Source organism: Bosea vaviloviae (assembly GCF_001741865.1).
Lineage (GTDB): Bacteria > Pseudomonadota > Alphaproteobacteria > Rhizobiales > Beijerinckiaceae > Allobosea > Allobosea vaviloviae.
Genome location: NZ_CP017147.1, coordinates 5271997 through 5298155, shown reverse-complemented (window position 1 = coordinate 5298155; position 26159 = coordinate 5271997). Strand labels below are relative to the sequence as shown.

The 26159-nt window shown below is 65.4% G+C and carries 27 protein-coding genes; 7 read left to right on the top strand and 20 right to left on the bottom strand.

The features are described from left to right. Window positions 1-22: 22 nt before the first annotated feature. Genes BHK69_RS24430 through BHK69_RS24420 form a run of 3 tightly spaced genes read right to left on the bottom strand, consistent with a single transcriptional unit; the run spans window position 23 to window position 2002 of the window. Window positions 23-511 (bottom strand): hypothetical protein, encoded by a 489-nt coding sequence (locus tag BHK69_RS24430; RefSeq protein WP_069692370.1) that lies wholly within the window; start codon window positions 509-511, stop codon window positions 23-25. After that, window positions 498-869, bottom strand: coding sequence for a rod-binding protein (locus BHK69_RS24425; protein ID WP_069692369.1), 372 nt, complete (start codon window positions 867-869; stop codon window positions 498-500). Before BHK69_RS24425 ends, BHK69_RS24430 begins: the two co-directional genes overlap by 14 nt. Then, window positions 869-2002, bottom strand: a complete 1134-nt coding sequence (locus BHK69_RS24420) for a flagellar basal body P-ring protein FlgI (protein ID WP_069692368.1) — start codon at window positions 2000-2002, stop codon at window positions 869-871. Before BHK69_RS24420 ends, BHK69_RS24425 begins: the two co-directional genes overlap by 1 nt. Window positions 2003-2231: 229 nt before the next feature. Between BHK69_RS24420 and BHK69_RS24415 the strand changes: the two genes are divergently transcribed. Next, a complete protein-coding gene (locus BHK69_RS24415) occupies window positions 2232-2639 on the top strand; it encodes a flagellar assembly protein FliX (RefSeq protein ID WP_148663574.1) in 408 nt (135 codons plus the stop codon). Window positions 2640-2673: 34 nt separating this feature from the next. On the opposite strand, the gene BHK69_RS24410 is transcribed toward BHK69_RS24415, so the two are convergent. The 4 genes from BHK69_RS24410 to BHK69_RS24395 form a co-directional block, all read right to left on the bottom strand. After that, entirely contained in the window at window positions 2674-3324 is a 651-nt protein-coding gene (locus BHK69_RS24410) for an HI_0983 family protein (protein WP_148663573.1), read from the bottom strand. 16 nt (window positions 3325-3340) lie between these two features. Beyond that, entirely contained in the window at window positions 3341-3886 is a 546-nt protein-coding gene (locus tag BHK69_RS24405) for a 2,4'-dihydroxyacetophenone dioxygenase family protein (RefSeq protein WP_069693930.1), read from the bottom strand. 126 nt (window positions 3887-4012) lie between these two features. Then, window positions 4013-4747 (bottom strand): SDR family NAD(P)-dependent oxidoreductase, encoded by a 735-nt coding sequence (locus BHK69_RS24400; RefSeq protein ID WP_069692366.1) that lies wholly within the window; start codon window positions 4745-4747, stop codon window positions 4013-4015. A gap of 62 nt (window positions 4748-4809) precedes the next feature. Continuing rightward, window positions 4810-5643, bottom strand: coding sequence for a hypothetical protein (locus tag BHK69_RS24395; protein ID WP_069692365.1), 834 nt, complete (start codon window positions 5641-5643; stop codon window positions 4810-4812). 213 nt (window positions 5644-5856) lie between these two features. On the opposite strand from BHK69_RS24395, the gene BHK69_RS24390 reads away from it, so the two are divergent. The 4 genes from BHK69_RS24390 (at window position 5857) to BHK69_RS24375 (ending at window position 9766) form a co-directional block, all read left to right on the top strand. Further along, a complete protein-coding gene (locus tag BHK69_RS24390) occupies window positions 5857-7071 on the top strand; it encodes an NADP-dependent isocitrate dehydrogenase (RefSeq protein WP_069692364.1) in 1215 nt (404 codons plus the stop codon). A 199-nt stretch (window positions 7072-7270) separates the two neighbouring features. Continuing rightward, on the top strand, window positions 7271-7777 hold the full coding sequence (locus BHK69_RS24385; RefSeq protein ID WP_148663572.1) for a hypothetical protein: 507 nt from the start codon (window positions 7271-7273) through the stop codon (window positions 7775-7777). A 124-nt stretch (window positions 7778-7901) separates the two neighbouring features. After that, window positions 7902-8366: a GFA family protein gene (locus tag BHK69_RS24380; RefSeq protein ID WP_069692362.1), complete on the top strand. Its 465-nt coding sequence runs from the start codon at window positions 7902-7904 to the stop codon at window positions 8364-8366. A 203-nt stretch (window positions 8367-8569) separates the two neighbouring features. Continuing rightward, the gene (locus tag BHK69_RS24375; RefSeq protein ID WP_069688908.1) at window positions 8570-9766 is read left to right on the top strand and encodes an IS256 family transposase; all 1197 of its coding nucleotides are present in this window, start codon (window positions 8570-8572) and stop codon (window positions 9764-9766) included. Between the two features lie 287 nt (window positions 9767-10053). Here BHK69_RS24375 and BHK69_RS24370 read toward each other — a convergent pair whose 3' ends face one another. From BHK69_RS24370 to BHK69_RS32740, 13 genes are all read right to left on the bottom strand, one after another. Continuing rightward, entirely contained in the window at window positions 10054-10677 is a 624-nt protein-coding gene (locus BHK69_RS24370; RefSeq protein WP_069692361.1) for a hypothetical protein, read from the bottom strand. After that, the gene (locus BHK69_RS24365; RefSeq protein ID WP_069692360.1) at window positions 10674-11837 is read right to left on the bottom strand and encodes a cyclic nucleotide-gated ion channel; all 1164 of its coding nucleotides are present in this window, start codon (window positions 11835-11837) and stop codon (window positions 10674-10676) included. Before BHK69_RS24365 ends, BHK69_RS24370 begins: the two co-directional genes overlap by 4 nt. A gap of 6 nt (window positions 11838-11843) precedes the next feature. Next, a complete protein-coding gene (alaS, locus tag BHK69_RS24360; protein WP_069692359.1) occupies window positions 11844-14486 on the bottom strand; it encodes an alanine--tRNA ligase in 2643 nt (880 codons plus the stop codon). Window positions 14487-14879: 393 nt separating this feature from the next. Then, window positions 14880-15965 carry a recombinase RecA gene (gene recA / locus BHK69_RS24355; protein WP_069692358.1) on the bottom strand — a complete coding sequence of 362 codons (1086 nt, stop codon included), beginning with the start codon at window positions 15963-15965 and terminating at the stop codon, window positions 14880-14882. A gap of 369 nt (window positions 15966-16334) precedes the next feature. Beyond that, window positions 16335-17213 (bottom strand): alpha/beta fold hydrolase, encoded by an 879-nt coding sequence (locus BHK69_RS24350; RefSeq protein WP_069692357.1) that lies wholly within the window; start codon window positions 17211-17213, stop codon window positions 16335-16337. Between the two features lie 383 nt (window positions 17214-17596). Next, entirely contained in the window at window positions 17597-20104 is a 2508-nt protein-coding gene (gene cckA / locus BHK69_RS24345; protein WP_069692356.1) for a cell cycle histidine kinase CckA, read from the bottom strand. A gap of 92 nt (window positions 20105-20196) precedes the next feature. After that, window positions 20197-21264 (bottom strand): flagellar biosynthesis protein FlhB, encoded by a 1068-nt coding sequence (gene flhB, locus BHK69_RS24340; protein ID WP_069692355.1) that lies wholly within the window; start codon window positions 21262-21264, stop codon window positions 20197-20199. A 6-nt stretch (window positions 21265-21270) separates the two neighbouring features. Next, window positions 21271-22029 carry a flagellar biosynthetic protein FliR gene (gene fliR, locus BHK69_RS24335; RefSeq protein WP_069692354.1) on the bottom strand — a complete coding sequence of 253 codons (759 nt, stop codon included), beginning with the start codon at window positions 22027-22029 and terminating at the stop codon, window positions 21271-21273. Between the two features lie 83 nt (window positions 22030-22112). Next, complete coding sequence (gene fliQ / locus BHK69_RS24330) at window positions 22113-22379, bottom strand: flagellar biosynthesis protein FliQ (protein ID WP_069692353.1); 267 nt, start codon at window positions 22377-22379, stop codon at window positions 22113-22115. Window positions 22380-22407: 28 nt separating this feature from the next. Then, complete coding sequence (gene fliE / locus BHK69_RS24325) at window positions 22408-22731, bottom strand: flagellar hook-basal body complex protein FliE (RefSeq protein ID WP_069692352.1); 324 nt, start codon at window positions 22729-22731, stop codon at window positions 22408-22410. Window positions 22732-22760: 29 nt separating this feature from the next. Then, window positions 22761-23171 (bottom strand): flagellar basal body rod protein FlgC, encoded by a 411-nt coding sequence (gene flgC, locus BHK69_RS24320; protein WP_069692351.1) that lies wholly within the window; start codon window positions 23169-23171, stop codon window positions 22761-22763. A gap of 28 nt (window positions 23172-23199) precedes the next feature. Continuing rightward, a complete protein-coding gene (flgB, locus tag BHK69_RS24315) occupies window positions 23200-23601 on the bottom strand; it encodes a flagellar basal body rod protein FlgB (protein WP_069692350.1) in 402 nt (133 codons plus the stop codon). 72 nt (window positions 23602-23673) lie between these two features. After that, a complete protein-coding gene (locus tag BHK69_RS32740) occupies window positions 23674-23850 on the bottom strand; it encodes a hypothetical protein (protein WP_158516266.1) in 177 nt (58 codons plus the stop codon). A gap of 10 nt (window positions 23851-23860) precedes the next feature. Between BHK69_RS32740 and BHK69_RS24310 the strand changes: the two genes are divergently transcribed. Continuing rightward, the gene (locus BHK69_RS24310; RefSeq protein ID WP_148663571.1) at window positions 23861-25201 is read left to right on the top strand and encodes a hypothetical protein; all 1341 of its coding nucleotides are present in this window, start codon (window positions 23861-23863) and stop codon (window positions 25199-25201) included. A gap of 193 nt (window positions 25202-25394) precedes the next feature. Next, a complete protein-coding gene (gene fliP / locus BHK69_RS24305) occupies window positions 25395-26159 on the top strand; it encodes a flagellar type III secretion system pore protein FliP (RefSeq protein ID WP_244548307.1) in 765 nt (254 codons plus the stop codon).

The window sequence follows — 26159 nt, the reverse complement described above, 5'->3', positions numbered from 1 at the left end:
GATGGTTTACGTGGCAGCCGCTTCAGAGCCGCCGCGAAACCACCAAAGGCCCGGCATTGGGGCGCGCGAAGACTCCGGCGCCGACCGTGGAGGCCGGGCCGTAGCTGGCGGCGCGCGAGGGCTTGCCGGCGTCGGTCGCAAGCTCGCGGATGATCGATTCCGAAACGGCGCGGGCCGTGGCCAGGACGAGCTGGTTGGTGTCGATCAGCGCCTGGAAGCCGATATGGGCGAGCTTGAGCCGCGTGACCTGGTCGGGGGCGAAGCGCGCCAGCGCGACCGCGTTGAGCTTCACCTGCTCGACGCCGCGCATATAGATGCCGGCGAGCTCGGCCTTGCGCGGCTCGCGCGTCATGGCCTCGGGCAGGCGCCCGGCGCGGACGAGCTCGGTTTCCTCGCCGACGAGATGGGACAAGGCACTGAGCGCCTCGATCACCGCCTCGATCAGCGCGCGGGCTTCGAGGGGGCTGGCGATACGCGGGCGCTCGTCGAGGATGCGCTTAGCCACCGACATGCGTCACTCCGCTGCTCTGTGCTCCGCTGCTCTGTTCCTGGACCTTGAGCAGGTCGCGCATGATCTGGTCGGAAAGGCCGACGCCGCCGGCCTTCTGCAGCTGCTTGGCGTATTGCTGGCTCAGCATCGACTTGTAAATGCCGCCACCGGTGCCGTTCTGGCCCAGAGGACCCTCGGTGCCTTCGGGGGTGGCGAGGAGGCGTTCGGTCGTCTGCTCGAGGAAGACGGTCTCGAAGTCGTCGGCCTGCTTCTTGGCTTTGATCTTGGCGGGGTCGAGCGCGTTCTTGACGGTGTCGAGAACGCTGCCGGCCATGTTCAGAGCCAGCTTGGCGGCGGGAATTGCAAGAGCAGCAGTCATCACATCACCTCGATTTCGGCCTGGAGGGCGCCGGCCGTCTTGATGGCCTGGAGAATGGAGATCAGGTCGCGCGGGCCGATGCCGAGCGCATTGAGGCCGTCGACGAGCTCGGCCAGCGTCACGCTCTCGCGGACGAGCGCCAGCTTGTTGCCGCCTTCGGTGTCGACCTTGACGTTGGAACGCGGCACCACCGTGGTCTCGCCGCGGCTGAACGGAGCGGGCTGGCTGACCTGCGGCGCCTCGCTGATCGTGACCGTCAGGTTGCCCTGCGCCACGGCGACGGTGGAGACGCGGACATCCTTGCCCATCACGATGATGCCGGAGCGTTCGTCGATGACGATGCGGGCGAGCTGGTCGGGCTCGATCTTGAGCTGCTCGATATCGGTGAGCATCCGGATCATGTTGCCTTGGAAGCGCGGCGGGATCTGGAGCACGATGGTCGAGGGGTCGGTCGGCTCGGCCGCATCGCCGCCGAGGAAGTCGTTGATGGCGGCGGCCACCCGGCGCGCCGTCGTCAGATCGGGATTGCGCAGCGAGAGCCGCAGCGTCTTGAGCTTGTTCAGCGCGAAGTCGATTTCGCGCTCGACGAGGCCGCCATTGGCGATGCGCCCGACGGTCGGCACCCCGCGGGTGATCTTGCTGGCCTCGCCCTCGGCCGAGAAGCCGGCGATCGCGACCGGCCCTTGCGAGACCGCATAGACCTCGCCATCGGCGCCGAGCAGCGGCGTCGCCAGCAGCGTGCCGCCCTGCAGCGACTTGGCGTCGCCCAGCGCCGAAACCGTGATGTCGAGCCGCGTGCCTTGCGTGGCGAAGGGCGGCAGGTTGGCGGTCACCATCACGGCGGCGACGTTGGCGGTGCGCATATTGGCGCCGCGCGTATTGACGCCGAGCCGCTCCAGCATGGCGGTCAGCGACTGCTTGGTGAAGGGGGCGTTGTTCAGCGTGTCGCCGGTGCCGTTGAGGCCGACGACGATGCCGTAGCCCAGGATCTGGTTGGTGCGGACGCCCTCGACCGAGGCGAGGTCCTTGATGCGGGAGAGCGCCTGCGCCGGCCCGGCCGCCATGACGAGGCCGAGCGCGAGCAGGGCCGCGACGGGTGTCAGCAGGGTGTGGAGGGCTGGCAGGCGAAACATGAATGCACCGGCAAGAGGGCAGGGATGGCGCTGATGCACCTGCGATCCCCGTGCCAGTTGGGTCCAAATCGAAAGCCTTTGTTTATCAATGTTTTGGGAATTGGTGGCATGGTCGGGGGTGGCGCATCCTTGCCGCCTTTCCTGCCGGCCCGGCAGTTTCTGCCGGGTGATTTACTGGTTGTTAACCACGCAACGCCCTAGTCTCCTGGTACCAATTCGCGAGGCCGCCATGATCCGGATCGACCAGCGCGCGCCCGTCACCAATGTCGGCTCGGCCAATACTGCCCGGCGCAGCGGGGGGACGGCGTTCACGCTTCCAACCAAGGAAACCGCGACCTCGGCGCGCGGACAGGCTGTGAACTCGACCAGCGGGCTCGAGACCCTCATCGCCGTACAGGCCTATGAAGAGCCCCTGGAACGTCGGAAGCGCCAGGCCAAGCGCGGGCATGACCTGCTCGACGGGCTCGACAAGCTGAAGGCGGCGCTGCTCTCGGGCCGCGTCCAGATCTCCGAGCTCGAGACTTTGAAGACGACGCTCGCGCTGCGGCGAGAGACGACCGACGACCCACGCCTCGACGACGTGCTGGCGCATATCGAATTGCGGGCGGCTGTGGAGCTGGCCAAGCTCGGGCGCTAAGAGCAATGCTCTCAACTTCTAGAGGCGACGTGATCTAGCGCGACAAGCGCGCGGTCGGCAGGGGATGTTGCGCTAACCGGTTGATCTCATCGGGGCGAAAGCTCTTCAGTTTCCCAAGAAACTCACGGATGTCAGCGTCGCCATAAGCGCGATGGCTGACCGCGAAGAGCATCACGCCATTCTTGCCATCCGCGCTCTTGCGGGGTGCGTAGCGATAAGCGTTCCATTCGGCGATCGCGACGCCGCGTGAATCTTTGGCGCTGATGATGAAGTCGAGCAGCGCTTCGCCGGTTTGCCGGTTCTGGATGATCGCAAGATTCAGGAGCGGATCCTTGCCTTTGCGCTGGTTCAGGCTCCGCACCTGAGCTGCAAGCGCGGTCGCTACGTCGGTGCCGGATTCAATCACCTCTATCACCAGCATGGTCCGATAGCTGCTCGAGGCCTGCCCCGTCGGGAGATACTCCTGTTTGTAGTAGGCGGCGGTGGGATGCGAGCTCCAGGCGAGCCTATAGGCGGTGCCGCTGAAGTTCAGCGGACCAGGAATGCCGAGGCGGTCGATCGCCTCGGCGGCATTGGCGACGGATGCAAGGCCGAGGAAGGCCAGAATGGCAGCGGCCGCACGCCATGTCGGAAATCGCTGGGGAGGATGAAGGGGTGGTGGCGACATGGAGGGGCCCCTGTTCATAAGGACGATACGGTCCTCAGCGGATGAACTGATCCGCGTAGTCCGCTCCAAGCCCGTTGCTCGCATAATGCGCCCGGCACTTGTCGAGGCGTGTGAAGACGTCGTCATAGCCGAGGCATTTGCCGTCGGGATCGACATAGATCATCGCGCCATTGACCTGGAACATGGTGATCATCTCCTCGGTCTCGGGGTCGACCACCAGCGTGTGGGTCTCGCCCGGCGCCTCATAGACATAGGCGCCTTCGGTCGCGACCCAGTCATGTTCGAGATAGCGCCACCGGCCCTTCAGCACATAGCCATGCACCGGCTGGGGGTGGCGGTGGCGCGAGAGCACGCCGGAGCGGCGCACGCGCAGCAGGTTCATCCAATAGCCGCGCGTCACGGAGAGGCAGAGCGGCCGGAACCAGACATTGTCGTCGACCGGCACCCAGACGCGTTCATCGCTGGGAATGACGTTCGGCACGATCAGCTCGGGCGGGGAATCTTTCGGCTGGGGATGGCGATAGGGTGTCCAACGCTCGGCGTCCGAGGCGATGACGGGGATGGGGCTGACTTTGTTCATGCTGACCTGGTTCATGGCGTCTCTCCGGTTCTGACATCCTGATTCAAGTCGTTGCCGACCTGATTCCGCAAAGTCCGGCATCTCATTGCGCCGGTTGGTGTTTCTGTCGTCGCGCCGCGCTTGCGTTCAGACCGCCAGATAGCCGCCATCGACAGGCAGGATCGCGCCCGTGACGAAGGCCGCCGCGTCCGAGAGCAGGAAGGCGATCGCGCCGCCGACATCACCGGGCTCGCCCCAGCGGCCCATCGGCGTGCGCGCCAGGATCGGCGCCGAGCGGGCGGCGTCCTCGACCAGCGGTTTCGTCAGCTCGGTCGCGATCCAGCCCGGTGCGACCGCGTTGACGCGAATGCCCTCAGTCGCCCAGGCCGCTGCCAGCGATTTGGTGAGCTGGCCGATCGCGCCCTTGGAGGCGGAGTAACCCGGCGCATAGGCCGAACCGTGGAAGGTCAGCATCGAGGCGATGTTGACGATCGCGCCGCCCTGCTTGTCCTGCGCCTTCGCCGCCAGCCTGTCTTTCGCCGCAAGGCACATCCGCATGGTGCCGTTGAGGTTGACCTCGATCGTTATGCGGAAGGCGTCGATTTCGAACTCCTTGCCGTTGCGCTGGATCATGCCGGCGCAGTTCACCAGCGCGTCGAGGCGCGGGCACAAGGCCATGATGCTTGCGACCTGCGCGTCGCTGGTGACGTCGAGCTGCGCGTGGCGGATCGCGGGGTGGGGCGGGGCGACAGCAACCTCGTCGGCGGTCAATCCCGTGGCGAGAACCTCGTAGCCGGCCCGGGCGAGGGCGAGCGCGGCTCCCGCGCCGATGCCGCGCGTACCGCCGGTGACGAGGGCGAATTTGGCAGATGCGTTGTCCATTGAGCCAAGCTAAAGCGCCTGGCGCAAAGGGGGAAGCTCCTGGAAGGCAGGGCAGGGCCTCGTTACTCGAGATTGTATTTCAGGCGCAGCATGGCGGTGCCGCGCGTCTCGAAATCGCTTGCGACGAGCGGCATCTGCCGCGCCAGCGCGACGTCGAGGGAGGCCTCCCAGGGCAGGTCGGCCAGGGCGGCGAGATTGGCCGAGAGCTTGACCTCCGGCACGAGGGTCGAGTGCGGGCCGTCGCCGGGAGCGAAGACATAATTGCCTCCCATGCTCAATTGCGAGGTCATGGTCAGGTGCTCGAAGAGCTGGTGGCGGTAGCCGACGAGCAGATTGGCGTTCTGCTCGGGATTGCCGACGACGCCGCTGCCGCCGCCCGTCGAGATCGTCCAGATGAAGCCGGGGCCGGCATTGGCGATCGGGCGGGCGAGCCGCCAGTCGATGCGGGCGTCGCGGCCCCGCTCATCTCCGGGTGGCGCGGTGAGCTTGGTGGAGACCGAGAAGATATCGGCGCCGAGCTTGAAGCCGACCGAGCGCTCCGGCAGCGCACCCACCATGGTGCTGCGGGCGGCAAAGCCCTTGCGAATGATGTCGACGGGAATCGGTGCACGCGCCTGGCCATGGGCGTTCGATGTAACGGCCTGCGCCGCGAGCCCGGTCAGATCGGGTTCGAGGAGGGCGGCGCTGGCGTCACTTGCGCTGTCCGGCTTACCCGAAGCGCGCGCGTCTCCGGGCGGTTCGAAATCGAGCATCGGCCTGGGGATCGGGATACGGGGGCTGTAGGGCAGGCCATCCTGGGCCGGCGCGGGGCCTGCCATGACGAGTGCGGCTCCCGCGACGCCGGTGCTCATCCAGGCGAGCGGGCCGAGGCGAAGTCTGCGATGGTGGTGATGCATGGTGGTCGCCCCTGCGCGATGACGATCAGCAGGCGATGCTAGAACGCGACCGTGCAGTTTTTGCGGCGGTGCAGCATCGCCTTCGAAGCATTCGCCCAAAAGCCGTGCTTCCCCCTTGCCCCCGAACCCGCTAGGAAGCGCGCAGCCGCCTGCCGCGTGCTTGCTGCAGGCCGGAATCGTTCCAGTCTGGCCAGCATCAGGGGTCGAAATCACATGAGCAAGATCAAGGTCGCCAACCCGGTCGTCGATATGGACGGCGATGAGATGACCCGCATCATCTGGCAGAAGATCAAGGAGACCCTGATCTTCCCCTATCTCGACCTCGAGCTGGATTATTACGATCTCTCGGTCGAGAACCGCGACGCCACCGACGACCAGGTCACGATCGACGCCGCCAACGCCACCAAGAAGCATGGCGTCGCGGTGAAATGCGCGACGATCACGCCCGATGAAGGCCGCGTGAAGGAATTCAACCTGAAGTCGATGTGGAAGTCGCCCAACGGCACGATCCGCAACATCCTCGGCGGCGTGATCTTCCGCGAGCCGATCATCTGCAAGAACGTGCCGCGCCTCGTGCCGGGCTGGACCCAGCCGATCGTCATCGGCCGCCATGCCTATGGCGACCAGTACCGCGCCACCGACTTCAAGTTCCCCGGCAAGGGCACACTGTCGATCAAGTTCGTCGGCGAGGATGGTGCCGTGATCGAGAAGGAGGTCTTCAAGGCCCCCGATGCCGGCGTCGCCATGGCGATGTACAACCTCGACGACTCGATCCGGGATTTCGCCCGCGCTTCGCTGAATTACGGCCTGATCCGCAAATACCCGGTCTATCTCTCGACCAAGAACACCATCCTCAAGACCTATGATGGGCGCTTCAAGGACATCTTCGAGGAGATCTACCAGGCCGAGTTCAAGGCCGAATTCGACAAGCTCGGCATCACCTATGAGCACCGCCTGATCGACGACATGGTCGCCTCCGCGATGAAGTGGTCGGGCGGTTATGTCTGGGCCTGCAAGAACTACGATGGCGACGTGCAGTCCGACACCGTTGCGCAGGGCTTCGGCTCGCTCGGCCTGATGACCTCGGTGCTGATGACGCCGGACGGCAAGACCGTCGAGGCCGAGGCCGCCCACGGCACGGTGACGCGCCATTATCGCGAGCACCAGAAGGGCAAGGAGACCTCGACGAACTCGATCGCCTCGATCTTCGCCTGGAGCCGTGGCCTCAGCCACCGCGCCAAGCTCGACGGCAATGCCGAACTCGCCAAGTTCGCGACCCTGCTGGAGAAGGTCACGGTCGACACGGTCGAGGCCGGCGACATGACCAAGGATCTGGCGCTGCTGGTCGGCGCCGAGCAGAAGTGGCTCTCGACCACCGGCTTCCTCGACAAGGTCAGCGACAACCTGCGCAAGGCAATGGCCGCCTGAGGCGGCAAGGCGCTTGCCGATGAGATCAAGCCCGGCCAGATTGGCCGGGCTTTTTCGTCTCTGGGTACAAGGTTGATCTCATGAGCCGCGCGGCGTCTGCCTCGGGTGAGGAGCGGAGCACACGGCGCCTGCCTGTGCGATGGCGCTGCGGCGACTGTTATCGGCGAACGAGGCGGGCATGTTAGCGAGAGGCTCGCAGTTGACGATCAAGTCCGTTGCAGCTTCAGCCCTTGTCATGTTTGCGATGCTTGCGCCGGTTAGGGCAGACGACAGCAAATCGACTTCGCTGACCGGGACTTCGCTGACCGGGACTTGGCGCGGGACTTATGTATGCGCGCAAGGCCGCACCGGGCTGACACTGACGATCGACCGTCAAAGCGGCCGGACATTTTCCGGCGTGTTCCATTTCTATGCCGTGCGCAACAATGGAACCGTACCGGATGGATGTTTCACGGTCTCAGGGCAAATCGTGAATGCGGGGAAGGTCGACGTCGCTGGGTCGACGTGGATCAAGCGCCCTGCCGGTTACATCACCGTCGATCTCCATGGGCAGCTCACATCCGACGGCGCCGGTTTTTCGGGCGAGGTCATGACGCCCGGATCCGGCAAGTTGTGCTCGACATTCAAACTGGAGAGGGTCTCGACCAAGTCGTCCATCGACGAATCCTGTCGGCGAGACGCTCCGGCGGTCAGCTGGGCTTTCTGAGGGAATGCGGACTCGACCGTCGCGCAACTGATTAGAGACGTGAAACACCGTGCTCACAGGAAGACCGGTAGGGCGGCTTGAACCGCTCACTCCGGCTTGAGGGCGCGCCTTTCTGGGGAGTGACATGATCGGGATCACACAAGCCTTAACCGGCGGCTGCCAATGCGGTGCCGTGCGCTATCGCCTGAAGCAGGCGCCGTCTCGGGTTTCGATCTGCTTTTGCCGGATGTGCCAGAAGGCTGTCGGCGGCTATTTTGGCGCTTTCGCTGGCTCGGCGCTCGACGATCTCGTCTGGACCAAAGGGCAGCTCAGCATCTTCGCGTCCTCCGAGGCGGCCGAGCGCGGCTTCTGCTCGTCTTGCGGCACGCCATTGAGCTTCAGCTATCGCGGCAGCGGCCGGATTTCGGTTACCGCCGGCAGTCTCGATGATCCGGCCGCCTATCCGCCGACCCTGGCCCATGGCGTCGAGGGCCGCATGCCCTGGTTCGACGATCTCTGCCGGCTTTCCGGCAGCAGCACCGAGGGCGATATCCCGCCGGGCGAGATCGCCCGATATCGTTCGCGCCAGCATCCTGACCAGGAATCGTGAGCAGGCCTGGGCTCGGCTGCTCCAATCCGGCACTCACTTTCTGATGCAGCGAAAAGCGCGGGGAACCCCTCTCCTGTAAGGAGAGGGGCAGGGGTGAGGTGTCGGCCCCTAGAGGTAGTGTGCAGGGAGTTCTGCAAAATCTGAGGTTGGCCATGGCAGGTTGGTGATGTTCGACGTCACCTCACTCCAGCCGGAGCCCCACCATGACCAGAAGCGAGGCTAAGCCCGCGATTGCCGCCGTGAAAGAGCTTTTCTCGCAGCACCCTGATGGTTTGCGCGATGTCGTCAGAGCCGTGCTGCAGGAGGTTCTTGAATCAGAGATGACCGAGGCCGTGGGAGCGGCGAAGGGCGAGCGTAGCGAGGGCCGCCTCGGCTATCGTTCGGGCTCCTATGGCCGCACGCTGGTGACACGTGTCGGCAAGCTCGAGCTGCGTGTGCCGCAGGATCGGGACGGGCGTTTCTCGACCGAGCTGTTCGAGCGCTACCAGCGCTCGGAGCGGGCCTTGGTGGCGACCTTGGCGGAGATGTATGTGCAGGGCGTCTCGACGCGGAAGGTCAAGGCGATCACCGAGGAGCTGTGCGGCCACGCCTTCTCGGCCTCGGCGATCAGCGCGATCAACAAACGCCTCGACGAGAGCCTGAAGGCCTTTGCCGAGCGCCTGCTGGCCGAACCCTTCCCCTATCTGATCCTCGACGCACGCTACGAGAAGGTGCGCGAGGCCGGCGTCGTCATGAGCCAGGCCGTGCTGATTGCGGTCGGCATCGACTGGGACGGGCGGCGCCAGATCCTCGCCGTCGAGATGGCCAACCGCGAGAGCCGTTCAGCTTGGCGCGACTTCCTCGTCGGCCTCAAGGCGCGCGGCCTCAAGGGCGTCGAGTTCGTCGTCTCCGATGATCACCCCGGCCTGGTCAAGGCGATCGGCGAGGTCCTGCCCGAGGCGGCCTGGCAGCGCTGCTATGTCCACTTCCTGCGCAATGCGCTTGACCATCTGCCGCGCAAGCACGCCGACGACTGCCTCCAGGAGCTGCGCTGGATCTATGATCGCCGCGATCTCGCCGAGGCCAAGGCCGATCTCGCCGCATGGCTGGCCAAATGGTCGTCGCGCTATCCGCGCCTGACCGGCTGGGCCGAGGATGCCATCGAGCAGACCCTGACCTTCTTCAGGCTGCCGAGGCAGCACCACAAGCACCTCAAGAGCACCAACATGCTCGAACGCCTCAACGAGGAAATCCGCCGAAGGACCTATGTCGTGCGCATCTTCCCCAACACAGAAAGCTGCCTGCGCCTCGTGCGCGCGCTCGCCGTCGAAACCCACGAAAACTGGATGGAGGCAAACCGATACCTCAACATGGACGACCTCAGAGAGCACAAGAAAACCGCCCTCAGACAAGCCGCATGACCGCCGTCACAGCCAACCCATTTTGCAGAACTTGACGCACACAACCCCCCTAGACCAGTTAGGCGCCATCCTCACAGTGTGGCAGCGGTGAGGTCACGGCCAAAGTGTCAAACGGCCGACCCCTCACCCTGCCCTCTCCCTCCGGGAGAGGGTTCCCCGCGCCTCATCGGCCGATGTCGTGGCGAGCCATGATCGGGACAGGCCGATGCAAGAGCAAAACCCTACAGCATCAGGATGAAGGCTCGCGCAGTTTCCAAACGGGCTTTAAGCGCTGAAGGCGGTCAGTATCATTCGACGGTGATTTCCTGGCGCGCCAGGATGCGATGTTCGGCCAGCGGCGCATGCATGACATAGCGTAGTTCGTAGGTGCCCGGCGTCTCGGGAGCCTCCAATGTCGCCTCGATGTTTTCTGCCGGGAAGAATGAGGGACCTGCAGCGTCTGCGGCAGCATCCTTGCGCGCGATGACGACGCGATCCTGCTCGCCATTGGGGCCGATGCCACGCACGGGCAGGCCGTTGCCGCGCGCGACGCGGGCAGGTGCGGAGAGCGTCGCGCTGGCCGGCGTCGTGACGAGCGGCTGGCGCAGCAGGATGACCGGCGCGCCGTCGCGGTCCTGGGTCAAGCGCAATTCGTAGGAGCCTGCATCGCCGGGCGTCTGAAGGCTTGCGGAGGGCCGGCCGGACAATTCGGCGACGATGATGGCGCGCGTCGCAGCGTCATCCGGCCGTGCGATCGCGAGCCTTGCCTTGTCGGGAGCGTTGCTGATGGCGACGCCGAGCATCGAGCCCGCCATGATCGTGCGCGACGCCGACAGGCCGGGGCCCGGCCGGCCCGGCCCGGATTGGGCGAGGGCGAACGCGGGAGCGAGCAGCAGCACGAGCCCGCTTGTGATCTGCAGCAGCCTGATCATGCCTGGGCCAGTGTCCTGATATGCTCGGCAAGTTTGGGATGGCGCATCGTCAAGGCATGGAAATCGATCGGATCGAGCACCAGGAGTTTTGACGGCGCCGTCGCGACTGCGGCGTTCGGGCAAGGCGAGTGGCTCGCAATGGCCATATCGCCGAACCGCAACTCTCCGAAGAAATGGCCTTCGTCCAACCGCCTTTTGCCCTCCGGCAGCAGAATCTCGACCTCGCCGCTGGCGATGAAATAGAGCGCCCGGCCGGGTTCACCTTCATGCATGACCACCGCCCCGTTCTTGACGGTCTGGGCGCGCAGGAACTGCATGACCTCGGCGATCTCGGCTGCGTCGAGGCCGCCGAACAGCGGTACGCGCGCGATCATGCTCCAGGTCACGACGAATTCGCGCCGGTGGATCTCTTGCGCGAAAGCGGTCGCGACGATGCCGACCGGCAGCGCCAGCATGATGAGACCGAGCACGGCCGTCACCGCAGCGACCGCCTTGCCGGCCGCGGTGATCGGGTAGACGTCGCCATAGCCGACCGTGGTCAATGTGATGATCGCCCACCACATCGCGTCGGGTATCGTGCCGAACTTCTCGGCTTGTGCTTCATGCTCGACGATATGCATGGCGCTCGCCGCCATCAGCATCACGCCCATCAGGATGACGAAGCAGGCGAAAAGCGCCTTGCGCTCTGCGGTGAGCGCGGCCGAAAGCGAGGCCATGCCGGGGGAATAGCGCCCGAGCTTGAAGAAGCGCAACAGCCGGAGCAGCAGCAGAACCTTGAGTTCGCCGAAGCCCATGAGCCCGAACAGCAGCGGCAGGGTCGCCAGCAGATCGATCACCGCGGGCACGGAGGCGGCATAGGCAAGCCGCGCCCGCGTCGGGCTCAGCCCCCGGTAACGCGCATGCTCCGGCGCGGTCCAGAGCCGGATTGCGTATTCGAGTGCGAAAATGAGGAGCGAGACGAACTCGAAGGCCTGGAAGCCAGCGCCGAACCGGGTCGCGATCGAGGGCACCGATTCCAGGACGATCGCCACGACATTGGCGCAGATCAGCACCACCAGGCCGCGATGGAGCACGGTGGCGACGAGATCGTCGCCGGCGCCATGGTCGATCCACAAGTGAATTTGCCGCCGCCAGGTCGGAAACGACGCGGCGGCGGTCATGGCGGGTCAGCCCATCGCGGCGGCGACGGCGTCGAGCGCAGCCTGCGCCTTGTCGCCGTCGGGGCCGCCTGCCTGGGCCATGTCGCGCCGCCCGCCGCCGCCCTTGCCGCCAAGCTGTTCGGAGGCCGCGCGCACCAGCGCCACCGCGTCGAAACGGGCAGTCATGTCCTCGGTGACGCCAACGACCACGCCTGCCTTGCCATCCTCGGCGACGCCGACGATGACGACGACGCCGGAACCGACGCGCGTCTTGGCCTCGTCCGCCAGGCTCTTCAGATCCTTCATCTCGACGCCGCTGACGGCGCGCGCGAGCAGCTTCGCGCCGGCGATCTCCTGGATGGGCTCCTCGGCCGCGCCACCGCCGCCCATGGCGAGCTTCTTGCGCGCTTCGGTCAGGTCGCGGTCGAGCTTGCGGCGCTCCTCGATCAGGGCCGCGAGCCTGGTTCCAGCCTCGGAGGCCGGAACCTTCAGCAGGCTGGCAAGGCCCTGCAGCAAGCTGGATTCGGAGTTCAGATGCGCGCGGGCATGGTTTCCGGTCATCGCCTCCAAGCGCCGCACGCCTGCCGCCACCGCGCTCTCGCCGGCGACGCTGATGAGGCCGATATCGCCGGTGCGCGTGGCATGGGTGCCGCCGCAGAGCTCGATCGAGAACGGCTTGTCCGCAGCCGTCGTCCCCATCGAGACGACGCGGACTTCGTCACCATATTTCTCGCCGAAGAGCGCGCGCGCGCCCGAGGCGGTCGCCTCGTCGACGCTCATCAATCGCGTCGTCACCGGCTCGTTGCGCAGCACGATCGCATTGGCGATCTCTTCGACCTCGCGCAGCTCCTCCGCCGAGATCGGCTTGGGATGCGAGAAGTCGAAACGCAGACGCTCGGGCGAGACCAGAGAGCCCTTCTGGGCGACATGGTCGCCGAGCACGAGGCGCAGCGCCTCATGCAGCAGATGGGTCGCGGAATGGTTGGCGCGGATCGCGCCGCGGCGGGCCTGATCGACCAGGAGCTCGACCGGCTGGCCGCGCTTCAATTCGCCGTCCTTCACCGTGACGACGTGAGCGAAGACATCGCCGAGCTTCTTCTGGACGTCGGAGACTTCGGCGACGGTGCTCGAGGCTCGGATCGTGCCGGCGTCGCCGATCTGGCCGCCGGATTCGCCGTAGAACGGCGTCTGGTTGACGATCACGAAGCCGCTCTCGCCGGATTTCAGGCTCTCGACCTCGGCATTGTCGCGGATCAGCGCCGTGACCACGCCTTCGGCGGTCTCGGTGTCATAGCCGAGGAACTCGGTTGCGCCGACGCGATCGCGCAGCGGGAACCAGAGTTTCTCGGTCGCGGCTTCGCCGGTGCCGGCCCAGGCGGCGCGCGCCTTGGCCTTCTGCTGCTGCATCGCCGCATCAAAGCCCTCGGTATCGACCGAGACGCCACGCGCGCGCAGTGCGTCCTGCGTCAGATCGAGCGGGAAGCCATAGGTATCGTAGAGCGTGAAGGCGACATCGCCTTTCAGGCTCTGGCCGGAGACCAGGTCGCGGGCGGCGTCGTCGAGCAGTGTCAGCCCGCGCGCCAGCGTGGTGCGGAAGCGCGTCTCCTCGAGCTTCAGCGTCTCGGAGATCAGGCTCTCGGCGCGCAGCAATTCGGGATAGGCGCGACCCATCTCGCGCGTCAGCACCGGCACGAGCTTGTAGAGCAGCGGCTCCTTGGCGCCGAGCAGCTGGGCATGGCGCATGCCGCGCCGCATGATCCGGCGCAGCACATAGCCGCGGCCTTCGTTGGAGGGCAGCACGCCGTCGGCGATCAGGAAGGCAGAGCAGCGCAGATGGTCGGCGATGACGCGGTGGCTTGCCTTCATCGGGCCATCCGACGCCACCGAGGTCAGCTCGGCGATGGCGTTGATCAGGGCCGCGAACAGGTCGATGGCGTAGTTGTCATGCGTGCCCTGGAGTACGGCGGCGATGCGCTCCAGCCCCATGCCGGTGTCGATCGAGGGGCGCGGCAGGTCGGTCCTGATGCCGCCCGCTGCCTCTTCATATTGCATGAAGACGAGATTCCAGATCTCGATGAAGCGGTCGCCATCCTCGTCGGGCGAGCCCGGAGGACCACCGGGAATATGGTCGCCATGGTCGTAGAAGATCTCGGAACAGGGGCCGCAGGGGCCGGTGTCGCCCATGCGCCAGAAATTGTCCGAGGTCGGGATGCGGATGATCCGCGAATCCGGCAGCCCGGCGATCTTCTTCCAGAGAGCATGCGCCTCGTCGTCCTCGGAATAGACGGTGACGGTCAGCTTGTCCTTGGGCAGGCCGAATTCGCGCGTGATCAGGGTCCAGGCGTGAGTGATCGCCTGCTCCTTGAAATAGTCGCCGAAGGAGAAGTTCCCCAGCATCTCGAAGAAGGTGTGGTGGCGGGCGGTGTAGCCGACATTGTCGAGATCATTGTGCTTGCCGCCGGCGCGCACGCATTTCTGCGCCGTGGTGGCGCGAGCATAGGGGCGCTTTTCCTGGCCGGTGAAGACGTTCTTGAACTGCACCATGCCCGAATTGGCGAACATCAGCGTCGGGTCGTTGCGCGGCACGAGCGGGCTCGAGGCGACGACCTCATGGCCGGCCGACTTGAAATAATCGAGGAAGGTGGACCGGATCTCGTTGACGCCGCTCATCGCAATTGGAAACTCTGGTTCAGGACGGGGCCGGGGCGCTTCCCGGCGACATCAGCGTTCTAGAGCCGGATGATTTCAGATGGAATCACAAAGTGATCCCATCTGAAATCTGAATTCGTCTCTCATCTCAGAGTGAGAGCAGGATCGATTGCGAAAAACCGGTTCCCACATTTTTTTGCATCCTGCTCTTGCAGGCGGCTTGCCCCTGTCGAGAGAGCCAAAGCGCGAGATGTTTCCTCAAAGCCTTGGCTGCAAACGAAACCTTGGCGGCAAACGAAAGCGGGCGGCCCGACCGGCCGCCCGCTGAAATCTGAATCCGTCTCTCATCTAAGAGTGAGAGCAGGATCGATTGCGAAAAACCGGTGCCCAGTTTTTCGCATCCTGCTCTGAAGCTCAGGCCTCCCCCTCGTCGAGGTCGTCGTCGGTCGGGGTCGCCTGGTCGAGGATGCGCTCGGCGACGAGGCCGGAATTCTGCCGGATCGTCGCCTCGATCTTGGCCGCCACATCCGGATTGGCCTTGAGGAAAGCCTTGGCATTCTCGCGGCCCTGGCCGAGGCGCTGGCTGTCGAAGGAGAACCAGGCACCGGATTTTTCGACCATGCCGGCCTTGACGCCGAGATCGACCAGTTCGCCGACCTTGGAGATGCCCTCGCCGAACATGATGTCGAACTCGACCTGCTTGAAGGGCGGGGCGACCTTGTTCTTCACGACCTTGACGCGGACCTGGTTGCCGGTCGCTTCCTCGCGGTCCTTCAGCGTCGAGATGCGGCGAATATCGAGGCGCACCGAGGCGTAGAATTTCAGCGCGTTGCCGCCGGTGGTGGTCTCGGGCGAGCCATACATCACGCCGATCTTCATGCGGATCTGGTTGATGAAGATGACCATGCAGTTCGAGCGCGAGATCGAGGCGGTCAGCTTGCGCAGCGCCTGGCTCATCAGGCGGGCCTGCAGGCCGGGCTGGACATCGCCCATCTCGCCCTCGATTTCGGCGCGCGGGGTCAATGCGGCAACCGAGTCGATCACCAGCACGTCGATCGCGCCCGAGCGCACCAGCGTGTCGGTGATCTCCAGCGCCTGTTCGCCGGTGTCGGGCTGCGAGATCAGCAGGTCGTCGAGATTGACCCCGAGCTTGCGGGCATAGACCGGGTCGAGCGCATGCTCGGCATCGACAAAGGCGCAGACGCCGCCCTTCTTCTGGGCCTCGGCGATGGTGTGGAGCGCCAGCGTCGTCTTGCCGGAGGATTCAGGCCCGTAGATCTCGATGACGCGGCCGCGCGGCAGGCCGCCGACGCCGAGCGCGATGTCGAGGCCCAGCGAACCCGTCGAAACCGTCTCGATCTCGATCGCCTGCTGGTTCTTGCCCAGCCGCATGATCGAGCCCTTGCCGAAGGCGCGTTCGATCTGCGAGAGCGCTGCGTCCAGCGCCTTGGCCTTGTCCATCGAGGAGCCTTCCACGAGCTTGAGATTCGCCTGATTCACGGATTGCGCTCCTTATGGCAGGGGCGCGACCACATCTCAATGCGCGCCATGACGATATATGGTCATGGTTTGTTCTCATGAACAAGTTCTTTTTTTGTTCTCACAATTCGCCGCGTTTCTGGATTTGCTCCATTCCGGCTGCCCGTGGTGCGGCGGTCCGGAATTCGCCGGTCGATTCTGGCCAGGAACTACGCCGTAGGCTCGGCCACGAGAGCCGAGCGCCCTCGCCAGGGATCGTGAGGCATCGTCAAGAGCAGTCACATGGCCCGGTTCGGACGAACGGCTTGAGGTCGTCATTGGTCTCGGCAACGCAGCGGTGGCGCGAGCCGCGCTCTGACAGGCCGCCAGGACGAGCTTGCAGGCATTCTCTCAGGGAATTTGGCTCAGTCTCGCCTGTGTTCGCTTGATGAACTCGATCATGAGGGCGAGTGCGGGTTCGGCGTGCGTTTCGAGCAAGAAGTGTCCGCCATCGACAATATGCGCGTCCATGCGCGGCAGATCCTGCATCCACGACAGCGTTTCGGCGATGTCGAAGAATGGGTCGTGACGGCCCCACAACATGAGTGCAGGCGGCTGCCATTTTTCGAGATAGGCGGCGATCGCGTCGAAACGCGCGGCGTGGTTTTTGTAGTCGGCGATGAGCGCGCGGTGGGTCTCCATGCGGCCGGGACGATTCATCACCCGCCAGTCCTCGACCCAAGGCTCTCCTTTGATCGTGGCGGCGACATCCTCCGGCAGGCCGCCCGTGTATTGCTCGCGCGTGAACTCGAAGGTCAGGTGGACGGTTGCGGCCGCCTCGTTCTCTTTTGTCGGTTCCGACCAGAACTTTAAAGTCGCGTCCCATAAAGGTCCGAAGCCGGTTCGGTGCGCGTTGGCGTTCTGGATGATGAAGCCCGAAACCAGCTCGGGGGCCTGCATGGCGATTTGCAGGCCCACAGGGGCGCCCCAATCATGCAGGTAGATGAAGCGGCGCCCAATCCGGAGCTGGGCCAGCAATTCTGAAATTGCATCGCTGAACGCTGCAAAGGAGGGCGTCGGTGGAACGTCGGACTGACCGTGGCCCGGGAGGTCGGGCGCGATCACATAGGCTACGCGCGCCAGTCCCGGAATGACGTCGCGGAACGTATGTGCCGAGCTGGGAAATCCGTGCAGAAGGAGCAAAGCCGGGTTGGATGGATCGCCCGCAGCGACATATGCAAGCTCGGTTCCGCCGGAGAGACGCGTTCGTCGTGGAGTGGGGAGGCTCATGCCACGATCTCGTTTTGCCAAGACTTCGGTGCCAAGATTTCGGTGCCAAGACTTCGTTTTGCCGTCTGGAGATGCAGTTCAACTCAACCGAACCGTGCAAGTTCCGGGCGGTGCAGACGTCGCTACCTCACGACCGATCGCTGTCGCGCGGCCGCAGCGTCATAGCGTTCCGGTGGAAACGTGGTTGTCAGCCCCGATGATCACTCAACATATGATCAAACGTCTTCCGGCCTCGTGACGCAGCGCCCAAGCAAGGCCTGGTCCACCTGACCCTGATCGCGTGAATGGTGGATGGTGTAATCGGAGAGATGCACCAGAGTTCTTGGCCGTGAATCCGAGTCTGTCAGGCACGGGGCTTGCGGCGAGGCCGCGACCCGTCCGGATCACCCCATCGCCGCCTTCACTGTCTCGACCAGCTGCTTCATCGTGAAGGGTTTGGGCAGGAACTGGAAGTCCTCGCCCTCGGGCAGGTTCTTGCGGAAGGCCTCTTCGGCGTAGCCGGAGACGAAGACGACCTTGGTCGCCGGGTTGCGCTGGCGCAGTTCGCCGAGCAGGGTCGGGCCGTCCATTTCCGGCATCACCACGTCGGAGACGACGAGGTCGATGCGGCCGTCATGCTTCATGAAGATGTCGAGCGCCTCGACGCCCGAGGCCGCTTCGTGGACCGTGTAGCCGCGCGAGACCAGCATGCGGGCATTGAGCGCGCGGACCGCATCCTCGTCCTCGACCAGCAGGATGACGCCGGCGCCGGTATGGTCGGCGGCGAGCTTCTTGGGCGCCTCCTTGGCGGCGGCCTCGGCGGCGATCTCCTCGGCGCTCGGCACATGCCTGGGCAGGAAGATGCGGAAGGTCGTGCCCCGGCCGACGGCGGAATCGCAGAAGACGAAGCCGCCGGTCTGCTTGACGATGCCATAGACCATGGAGAGGCCCAGGCCAGTGCCCTTGCCGACCTCCTTGGTGGTGAAGAAGGGCTCGAAGATCTTGTCGAGATGCTCGGGCGAGATGCCGGTGCCGGTATCCTCGACCTCAAGCAGCACATAGTCGTCGGACGGCAAGGCGGCATGGCCGAAGCCCGCCGCATCGGCGGCTGCGACATTGCGGGTGCGCACCGTCAGCTTGCCGCCATCGGGCATGGCGTCGCGGGCGTTAACTGCGAGATTGACGATGACCTGTTCGAGCTGGCCGAGATCGGCTTTGACCGGCCAGAGGTCGCGGCCCTGGCGGACATCGAGGCCGACCTTGTCGGCGACCACGCGCTTCAGCATCAGCGAGAGATCGGAGAGCACGTCGCCAAGTTCGAGCACCTGCGGGCGCAGCGTCTGCCGGCGCGAGAAGGCGAGCAATTGCCGCACCAAAGCAGCCGCGCGATAGGCGTTCTGCTTGATCTGCATGATGTCGGGGAAGGAGGGATCCGTCGGCCGATGGCTGGCGAGCAGGAACTCCGAGGCGTTGATGATGACCTGCAGCACATTGTTGAAGTCGTGTGCGATGCCGCCGGCGAGCTGGCCCACCGCCTGCATCTTGCCGGCCTGGTCCATATTGTCCTTGAGCTTGCGCTCATCGGTGGTCTCGAGCGCGTAGACGATGGCGCGCTCGCCGTCGCCATCCTCAGTGGCCGCCACGGGAGAGAGGTAGAGCCTGGCCGAGCGCCCGTCCTCGCCCGCAAGCGTGACGTCGAGCGGGGCGATGTCGGAGCGGCCATCCATCGCGTCCGACAAGGCGCGCTGCAGCTCGGCCGCACTCGGCGTGACCAGGTCCTGGATCGCCGCCGGCTGGGGCCCGGCCTGCGTCAAGCGGGTGAAGGCGGCGTTGGAGCGCAGGATGGCGCCGGCCTTGTCGACGGTGGCGATCGCCATCGGCGTGGAGTGGAAGAAGCGGGCGAAGCGGACCTCGGCGTCGCTGCGGCCGTCGGAGCCGGCCTCGCCGGAGGTGCGGTTCAGCACCAGCGTGCGCGAGGGGCCGGCGCGGCCGTCGCTGCCGAACGCGACCTGATGATGGAGCCTGACTGGCAGCGGCACGCCGTTGCGGCGCTTGAGGTCGACATCGAGCACCTCGGTGCGGACATCGCCGGGCAGGCCGCGAATGGCCTGGATGAGGGCAGCCGCGTTGGGCGTCGCGATATCGTCGAGATGCAGGCCGCCGGAGCCGAAGCGGGCGAGATCGAAATCGAGCCAGCCGGAGAGGGTGGCGTTGAGATAGGAGACCTCGCCATCGGCATCGATCGAGACGAAACCGGCCGGCGCATGGTCGAGATAGTCGATCGCGTGCTGCAACTCCTGGAAGGCGTTCTCCTGGCGCTCGCGCTCGGGCGTTACGTCCGAGACGCTCCAGAGCGTGGCCGGCCTGCTGTCGCGGTGAACGGAGGAGACGCGGATGCGGTACCAGCCGACGCCGTTGCGCCCGTCGAGCGCGGGCTCGAGCCGGACCTCCTCGATGAGGCGGCGGTTCTCGCGTGCTGCGGTGGCGAGGCGGTAGATCGCCTCCGAGACGTCGGCACGGCCGGTGAAGAGGCGCTCGACCGGGCGGATGTCGCTGGCGCCGCGGGCGCCGGCCAAAGCGAGATAGGCCTCGTTGGCATAGACGATGCGGTTCTCGCCCTCGGTGACGACGACGCCGTCCTCGGCGCCATCGACGATGACCTTGGTCAAGTCGTTGCGGGCGGCGCGGCCGGAAAACTGGATGAGGCCGATGGCGAAGGCGAAGAGGCCGAAGACGCCGACGACAGAGAGCAGCGCCAGCAATCCCAGGATCAGCGGCTGCGCCCATTCATTGGCGATGAAGCCAAGCGCGATCGCTGCGCCGACGAGCAGCCCCGCGACGAGCAGGATGACGCCGATATGGCCGGGCTTGTCGGAGCGATCGATCGCCGTGGTCGCCGTGGTTCCGCTCATTGCGGTTTGGTCCGTTCCATTGACACCGCAGCGGCGGTCCTGCGACCGACCGATGCGCGCTCAGCCTGTCTTGCACGTTAAGCTGTTGCGAGTTAGGCGCGCCGGCCCTTCAGGCGCAAGATGTAACCGATCACTTCGGCGACGGCCTTGTAGTGTTCGACAGGAATTTCTTCGTCGATCTCGACGGTTGCGTAAAGTGCCCGCGCCAAAGGCGGGTTCTCGATGATCGGCACGCTGTGCTGGCCCGCGACCTCGCGGATCCTGAGCGCGACAGCATCGACGCCCTTGGCGAGGCAGAGCGGCGCGCCCATGCCGGGTTCGTATTGTAGCGCGACGGCGAAGTGGGTCGGGTTGGTGATGATCACGGTCGCTTTGGGAACGGCGGCCATCATGCGCTTGCGCACGCGCTGTGCGCGGATCTGGCGCAGCTTCGCCTTGACCTCGGGATTGCCTTCCGAGTTCTTGTACTCGTCCTTCAGCTCCTGCTTCGTCATCTTCTGGCGCTGGTACCAGGCGTAACGCTGATAGCCGAAATCGCCGATCGCGATCACCGCGAACAGGGCGAGTGCGCTCGCCATCAGCTTGATCGTCAAAGCCAGCGTCGCCGGCAGCAGCGCCGAGACGTTCATCTGGGCAAAACTCTCGAGCCGGTCATGCTCGTTCCAGAGCGTGGTCCAGAGCACGACGCCGATCAGGCCGGTCTTGGCGAGCCCCTTGGCGAAATTCACCCAGGCTTCCTTGCCGAACATGCGCTTGGCGCCGGCCATGGGCGAGATGCGGCTGAACTTCGGCATCATTGGCTCGAAGGTCCAGAGTGGCTTGTGCTGGATCAGCGCGCCGGCGAGTGCGGCGCAGAGGATGAAGGCAAGCGGCAGCCCGATCGCCGAAAAGCCGGTCATGACGCCTTGCCGGGTGACGTTCATGAAGGCGGTGCCGTCGGAGGGCACCTGGTGGGCGTTCATCAGGAAGCTGCGCAGCGAGAGCGCGGATTCCCTTGCCGACCAGCCGGCGGCGACGAGCAGCGCCAGGGTGAAGCCGCACAGCACGAAGAAGGTGCCGATCTCGTTGGAGCGGGCGACGTCGCCCTTCTCGATCGCCTGATCCAGCTTTCGCTGGGTCGGGTCTTCTGTTCTGTCTTCGTTGTCGGCCTCTTCTGACATCGCCGTTCAGTTTCCGGTGAACTGGCGCAGGAAGACGCCGAGGTCATTGAGGAAGACGCTCATCATGACGCCGAGGACGGCGGCGAGCACGACCATGCCGCCGAAGATCGAGGCCGGCACGGCCAGGAAGAAGACCTGGAGCTGCGGCATCATGCGCGCGAGCACGCCCAGCCCCAGATTGAACAGCAGCCCGAAGACGATGAAGGGGGCTGAGATCTGCACAGCGAGCGCGAACCCCTGCGCGGCGGCGCGGACGGCGAGCGTCATCACGTCGCCGATATCGGGCAGGCCGCCCGGCGGGAGCAGACGGTAGCTCTCATGGACCGCGACGATGGCGACATGATGCAGGTCGGTCGTCAGGATGAGCGTGATGCCGAGCATGGTCAGCAGGTTGCCGACCGAAGGATTCTGCTGCCCGCCTGTCGGGTCGATCGTCGTGGCGAAGCCCAGCCCCATCGTCTGCGCGACGATCGCGCCCGCCGATTGCAGGCAGGCCATGACGAAGCGCGAGCAGAGGCCGATGACGAGGCCGATCAGCACCTCGCTGGCGAGCAGGCCGACGACGCCGGGCATGTCGCTCGGCACGCGCAGCAGCGGACGGACCATCGGCGCCAGCATCAGCGCGATGAAGAAGGCCAGCGACAGTCGCGCCCGCGAAAAGACGAAGCGCTCGCCGATGCCCGGCATCAGCATGACCATGGTTCCGACCCGCGCGAAGACGAGCACGAAAACGGCGCTGATCTCGGGCAGGATCGCGATCTGCATCGGGCGCGGCGGGCCTCTTCGCCGATCGGTGCGTCGCAAGCTGGGGCCATGGGCGACCATGGCTGGGCAAAGCTGCGGCAGGTTCATTCGCCCGTGGCGATTCGGACGGCGACCCGCCCCATATAACCTGCGAGCGCGTCGCCCATGAACGGAAGAAACACCATCAGCGTCACGAAAACGGCGAGGATTTTCGGAACGTAGACGAGCGTCTGTTCCTGGATCTGCGTCAGGGCCTGCACCAGCGAGACGGCGAGGCCGACGATGAGGGCAACCGCCATCACCGGCCCACCGGCCTTGAGGAAGACGAAAATGCCGTCGCGCGCGACGTCGAGGATGGCACCGGAGGTCATTGCTTCTCGTCCTGAAACGCGGCGGCCGTCAGACCGGCATCCGCATGATTTCCTCATAAGACGCGATGATCTTGTCGCGCACGGCGACGAGCGTCTCGATTGCGGCCTCGCTTTCGGCGACGGCGGTCACGACATCGACCACATCGGAGCGGCCGGCTGCGACATTGGCCGTCTGCGTGTCGCTCTTCTTGCCGGCGTCGGCGGTGGCTTCGAGCGCCTTGCTGATCAGCGACGAGAAATCCGGGCCGTCGCCTGCGCCGGTCGCGGCGGCGAGCGGCTTGCGCATCAGATTGCCCGCGCCCATCCCCTGGATCGAGGCGTAGGCTCCCGCGGCGAAGCTGGGTGTGGCCATGGCTGGAATTCCTGTTCCGGGCCGCGCGATCAGGTGCGCAGGATGTCGATGGTGCGCTGGATCATCCGGCGCGTGGAGGAGATCAGATTGAGGTTGGCCTCATAGCTGCGCTGGGCCTCGCGCATGTCCACGGTCTCGATCAGGGTGTCGACATTGGGCATGCGGACATTGCCCGAGGCGTCGGCAACCGGATTGCCGGGCTCGAATTTCGTGCGGAAGGCGCTCTGGTCGCGCTGGACGCGGCCGAGATTGACCAATTGTGCGTCGAGGTCGCGGTCGAAACGGCGCTGGAAGGTCGGGATCTTGCGACGATAAGGGTCGGCACCGGCGCTGGCGGGCCCGGAATCGGCGTTGGCCATATTCTCCGCGATCACGCGCATGCGGCCGGACTGGGTGCGCAGGCCCGATGCCGCGACCGCGATGCTCTTCATCAAATCCATGATTTGCCTCCTACCTTAGCGGCGCCGGTCAGCGGCCCTTGCCGATCGCGATCTTCATCAGGCCCAGCCCCTTGGTGTAGAGCGAGGCCGCGAGCTGGTAGTCAGACTGGTTCTGCGCGACCTTCATCATCTCGTCCTCGAGATTGACCGCGTTGCCGTTAGGCGTGATTTCGAAACGCTGGGCGTTCGTGCCGTTGAAGCCGCCACGCTGGCCGGAGAGGCCCATATGACTGGGGCTGGTCTGTGCCATCACGACGCCGGCCTGGCCGGGCGCGATCGCAGGTGCTTTCAGGTCATGCGGGCGAAAGCCCGGGCTGTCGGCATTGGCGACGTTCTCGGCCAGCAGCTTCTGGCGCGATTGGTGCCAGTGCATGCGGGTCTTCAGCGCCTGCATCAGGTTTCCGCCGGTGCCCAAAGCAGTGTCGGCCATGGTCGCTCGTTCCGTTCCGGTCACCCTGGGGCCGGCTGTCGCCAAGGGGCGGCTGCGCGGCGAGGCTTTCGCTCACTGGGTAAATATTGCCGGGTACAGGGTTAACGGCCGGTTAAAATCGGCCTGGCTGAACAAACCAGTTAACCACGCGTTCACCATGTTGCCCGATAAGAAAAGCGTTATGCTATAGCCAAGGCGTTGAACCTTGGGCGGAAACATCGGCCGCTCGAGGGCGTCGCCGTCGCTCATGAGGCAAACCTTGCAGACGTTGTTTGGCTTCGATCTTTCCACCGGGCAAAAGTGGATCATCGCTTTCGCCGTGATCCTGGCGCTGTTGGCGCTGCTTGGCTTGTTCGCGCGCCAGATCAAGGGTGGCCGTCTGAGGGTGAGAGGGCAGGGCGGCGGTCGCGCTCGCCAGCCGCGCCTCGGCGTCGTCGACATCCACGATCTCGACCGCCAGCGTCAGCTTATCCTGATCCGGCGTGACAATGTCGAACACCTGATCATGATCGGCGGTGTCTCGGACATCGTGGTCGAAACGAACATTCTGCGCAGCGGCGGCCGCGCGGCGACGGCGCTTCCCACGGAGACCCAGGCGCCCGAGCGACCGGGCGCCTTCGAGCCTCTGCCGCCGTCCGAGGCCGTGCGTCAAGATACGCGCCAAGACCTGCGCCAGGAACAGCCCGCACTGGAGCGGCTGCCGATCCGATCGATCCCGGGCGGTGCGCCGTCGCGTCCCGCGCAGCAGGGGCCGGCGCAGGCCGAGGCTCCTGCTGCTGTTGCCGCCGCCGTCGTCCTGCCCAGCCTTGCGGCTGCGGCAACCCAGATGCCGGCGCCGGCGGTTCAGCCGCCGAGCTTCACGCGTGATTTTTCCCCATCGCAATCTGCCAGCGCCGTCGAGCTCGACAGCATGACGCAGCAATTGGAGGAGGCGCTGAAGCGGCCTCATTCGGCCGTCCGCCCGGCGAATGCGCCTGTCGAGCCGCCACGGCTTCAGGACGAGCCCAAGCCGCCTGTGCCGCAGGTCGAGCCGGTTGTCGATACCTCTGTTGTTGTGACGGCGATGCCAACGCCGACTCCGCCTGCGCCGCCCGAAACGGCTGGGAGGCCGATTCCGTTGCCGGCCGATGTCGAGGCCGAGCTCGAAATGGCCCTGGGCCTCAGGCCCGAGCGCATGGTTCCCAAGGCGCCTGCCGTCACCGTCACGGCGAAATCTGCTCCTGTCACAGCGCCTCCCGTGCCCGAGCCTGTCGTGGAGCCGGAACCCGTCAAGGCTGCGCCAGCCAAGAGCGAGCCTGCGGCCGTGACCGAGCCGGCTGCTGCCGAGTCGGCTCCTGCCGACGATATCGAGGATTCGTTCCTCGAAGCTCCGGCCAAGCCCACAGAGTCTGCACCGGAGCATAAGCACGAGCCGAGCCCGGTCCCCGAGCCCAGGAAGGCGGCAAGCGAACCGGATGCTGAGCCAAAGGCTGAGTCCGCGCCTGCGCTCAAGCCTGAGCCCGCGCCCGAGCCGAAGCCTGCTGCCATCGACCCGTTTTCCGTCGATGCGATCGAGGCCGAATTCGCGCGCCTGCTCGGCCGCGATCCCAAGAAATCCTAGAATCGCCCAGAGCCGACGCCCGCCTCGCCGGAACGGCGAGGCGGGCGTCGGCACGATCAGCAGGCACGATCAACAGGATTGTCGGCACGCGGGCGCCTGACGCTCTGTCCCCGGTTGCCGGGCCGCGATGGCCGGTTCTAGCGTTGCTAGGCCCGATCGACTGAGTCGGGCGTTGGCCCGGCCCGGCGAGACCTTGACCAGAACCCTTGAGAGATCGCTGCGAGGCGGCCGCGCCCTATGGGGCGCATTCGCGCTCTTGCCGGTGCTGGCGGCTCCGGCCTGGGCGCAGACGCTTTCGCTCGACCTGGGGCAAGGCGGGGGCGTCGCCGAGCGCGCGCTCCAGCTCATCGCCGTCATCACGGTGCTGTCGCTCGCGCCGTCGATCCTGGTCATGGTGACGTCGTTCACGCGTATCGCAGTCGTGCTGTCGTTGCTGCGCTCGGCGCTCGGCACACAGACCGCTCCGCCGAATGCCGTGATCATCGGGCTGGCGCTGTTCCTGACCGGCTTCGTGATGACGCCAACGCTGCGCGAGGCCTATCGCACTGCGATCGAACCGCTCGTTGCCGGGCAGATCCAGCCGCAGGAGGCCTATAATCGAGGGGTCGTGCCGTTCAAGGCGTTCATGCTCAAGAATGTACGCGAGAAGGATCTGGCGTTGTTCATGGAGATGTCGCGCGAGCCGGCTCCCGCGCGGCCCGAGGACGTCCAGATCCAGGTGCTGGTGCCGGCCTTCATGATCTCGGAACTGCGCCGGGCCTTCGAGATCGGCTTCCTGCTGTTCGTACCCTTCCTGATCATCGACCTGGTGGTGGCTTCGATCCTGATGTCGGTCGGTATGATGATGCTGCCGCCGGTGACGGTGGCGCTGCCGTTCAAGCTGATCTTCTTCGTGCTGGTCGACGGCTGGGGGCTCGTCGCAAGCTCGCTGGTCAAGAGCTATGGCGGGTCGGGATAG

Excerpts from the sequence above, each read along its gene's own strand:
- BHK69_RS24400 (WP_069692366.1), bottom strand. The coding sequence starts at position 4,747 with ATGGACAACGCATCTGCCAAATTCGCCCTCGTCACCGGCGGTACGCGC.
- BHK69_RS24350 (WP_069692357.1), bottom strand. The coding sequence starts at position 17,213 with ATGAGCCTCCCCACTCCACGACGAACGCGTCTCTCCGGCGGAACCGAG.
- fliQ (WP_069692353.1), bottom strand. The coding sequence starts at position 22,379 with ATGACCTCCGGTGCCATCCTCGACGTCGCGCGCGACGGCATTTTCGTC.
- alaS (WP_069692359.1), bottom strand. The coding sequence starts at position 14,486 with ATGAGCGGCGTCAACGAGATCCGGTCCACCTTCCTCGATTATTTCAAG.
- BHK69_RS24430 (WP_069692370.1), bottom strand. The coding sequence starts at position 511 with ATGTCGGTGGCTAAGCGCATCCTCGACGAGCGCCCGCGTATCGCCAGC.
- BHK69_RS24380 (WP_069692362.1), top strand. The coding sequence starts at position 7,902 with ATGATCGGGATCACACAAGCCTTAACCGGCGGCTGCCAATGCGGTGCC.
- cckA (WP_069692356.1), bottom strand. The coding sequence starts at position 20,104 with ATGAGCGGAACCACGGCGACCACGGCGATCGATCGCTCCGACAAGCCC.
- BHK69_RS24365 (WP_069692360.1), bottom strand. The coding sequence starts at position 11,837 with ATGACCGCCGCCGCGTCGTTTCCGACCTGGCGGCGGCAAATTCACTTG.
- flhB (WP_069692355.1), bottom strand. The coding sequence starts at position 21,264 with ATGTCAGAAGAGGCCGACAACGAAGACAGAACAGAAGACCCGACCCAG.
- fliE (WP_069692352.1), bottom strand. The coding sequence starts at position 22,731 with ATGGCCACACCCAGCTTCGCCGCGGGAGCCTACGCCTCGATCCAGGGG.
- BHK69_RS24370 (WP_069692361.1), bottom strand. The coding sequence starts at position 10,677 with ATGATCAGGCTGCTGCAGATCACAAGCGGGCTCGTGCTGCTGCTCGCT.
- BHK69_RS24390 (WP_069692364.1), top strand. The coding sequence starts at position 5,857 with ATGAGCAAGATCAAGGTCGCCAACCCGGTCGTCGATATGGACGGCGAT.
- BHK69_RS24395 (WP_069692365.1), bottom strand. The coding sequence starts at position 5,643 with ATGCATCACCACCATCGCAGACTTCGCCTCGGCCCGCTCGCCTGGATG.
- BHK69_RS24405 (WP_069693930.1), bottom strand. The coding sequence starts at position 3,886 with ATGAACAAAGTCAGCCCCATCCCCGTCATCGCCTCGGACGCCGAGCGT.
- BHK69_RS24425 (WP_069692369.1), bottom strand. The coding sequence starts at position 869 with ATGACTGCTGCTCTTGCAATTCCCGCCGCCAAGCTGGCTCTGAACATG.
- flgB (WP_069692350.1), bottom strand. The coding sequence starts at position 23,601 with ATGGCCGACACTGCTTTGGGCACCGGCGGAAACCTGATGCAGGCGCTG.
- BHK69_RS24415 (WP_148663574.1), top strand. The coding sequence starts at position 2,232 with ATGATCCGGATCGACCAGCGCGCGCCCGTCACCAATGTCGGCTCGGCC.
- flgC (WP_069692351.1), bottom strand. The coding sequence starts at position 23,171 with ATGGATTTGATGAAGAGCATCGCGGTCGCGGCATCGGGCCTGCGCACC.
- BHK69_RS32740 (WP_158516266.1), bottom strand. The coding sequence starts at position 23,850 with ATGAGCGACGGCGACGCCCTCGAGCGGCCGATGTTTCCGCCCAAGGTT.
- BHK69_RS24420 (WP_069692368.1), bottom strand. The coding sequence starts at position 2,002 with ATGTTTCGCCTGCCAGCCCTCCACACCCTGCTGACACCCGTCGCGGCC.
- BHK69_RS24410 (WP_148663573.1), bottom strand. The coding sequence starts at position 3,324 with ATGAACAGGGGCCCCTCCATGTCGCCACCACCCCTTCATCCTCCCCAG.
- BHK69_RS24375 (WP_069688908.1), top strand. The coding sequence starts at position 8,570 with ATGACCAGAAGCGAGGCTAAGCCCGCGATTGCCGCCGTGAAAGAGCTT.
- fliR (WP_069692354.1), bottom strand. The coding sequence starts at position 22,029 with ATGCAGATCGCGATCCTGCCCGAGATCAGCGCCGTTTTCGTGCTCGTC.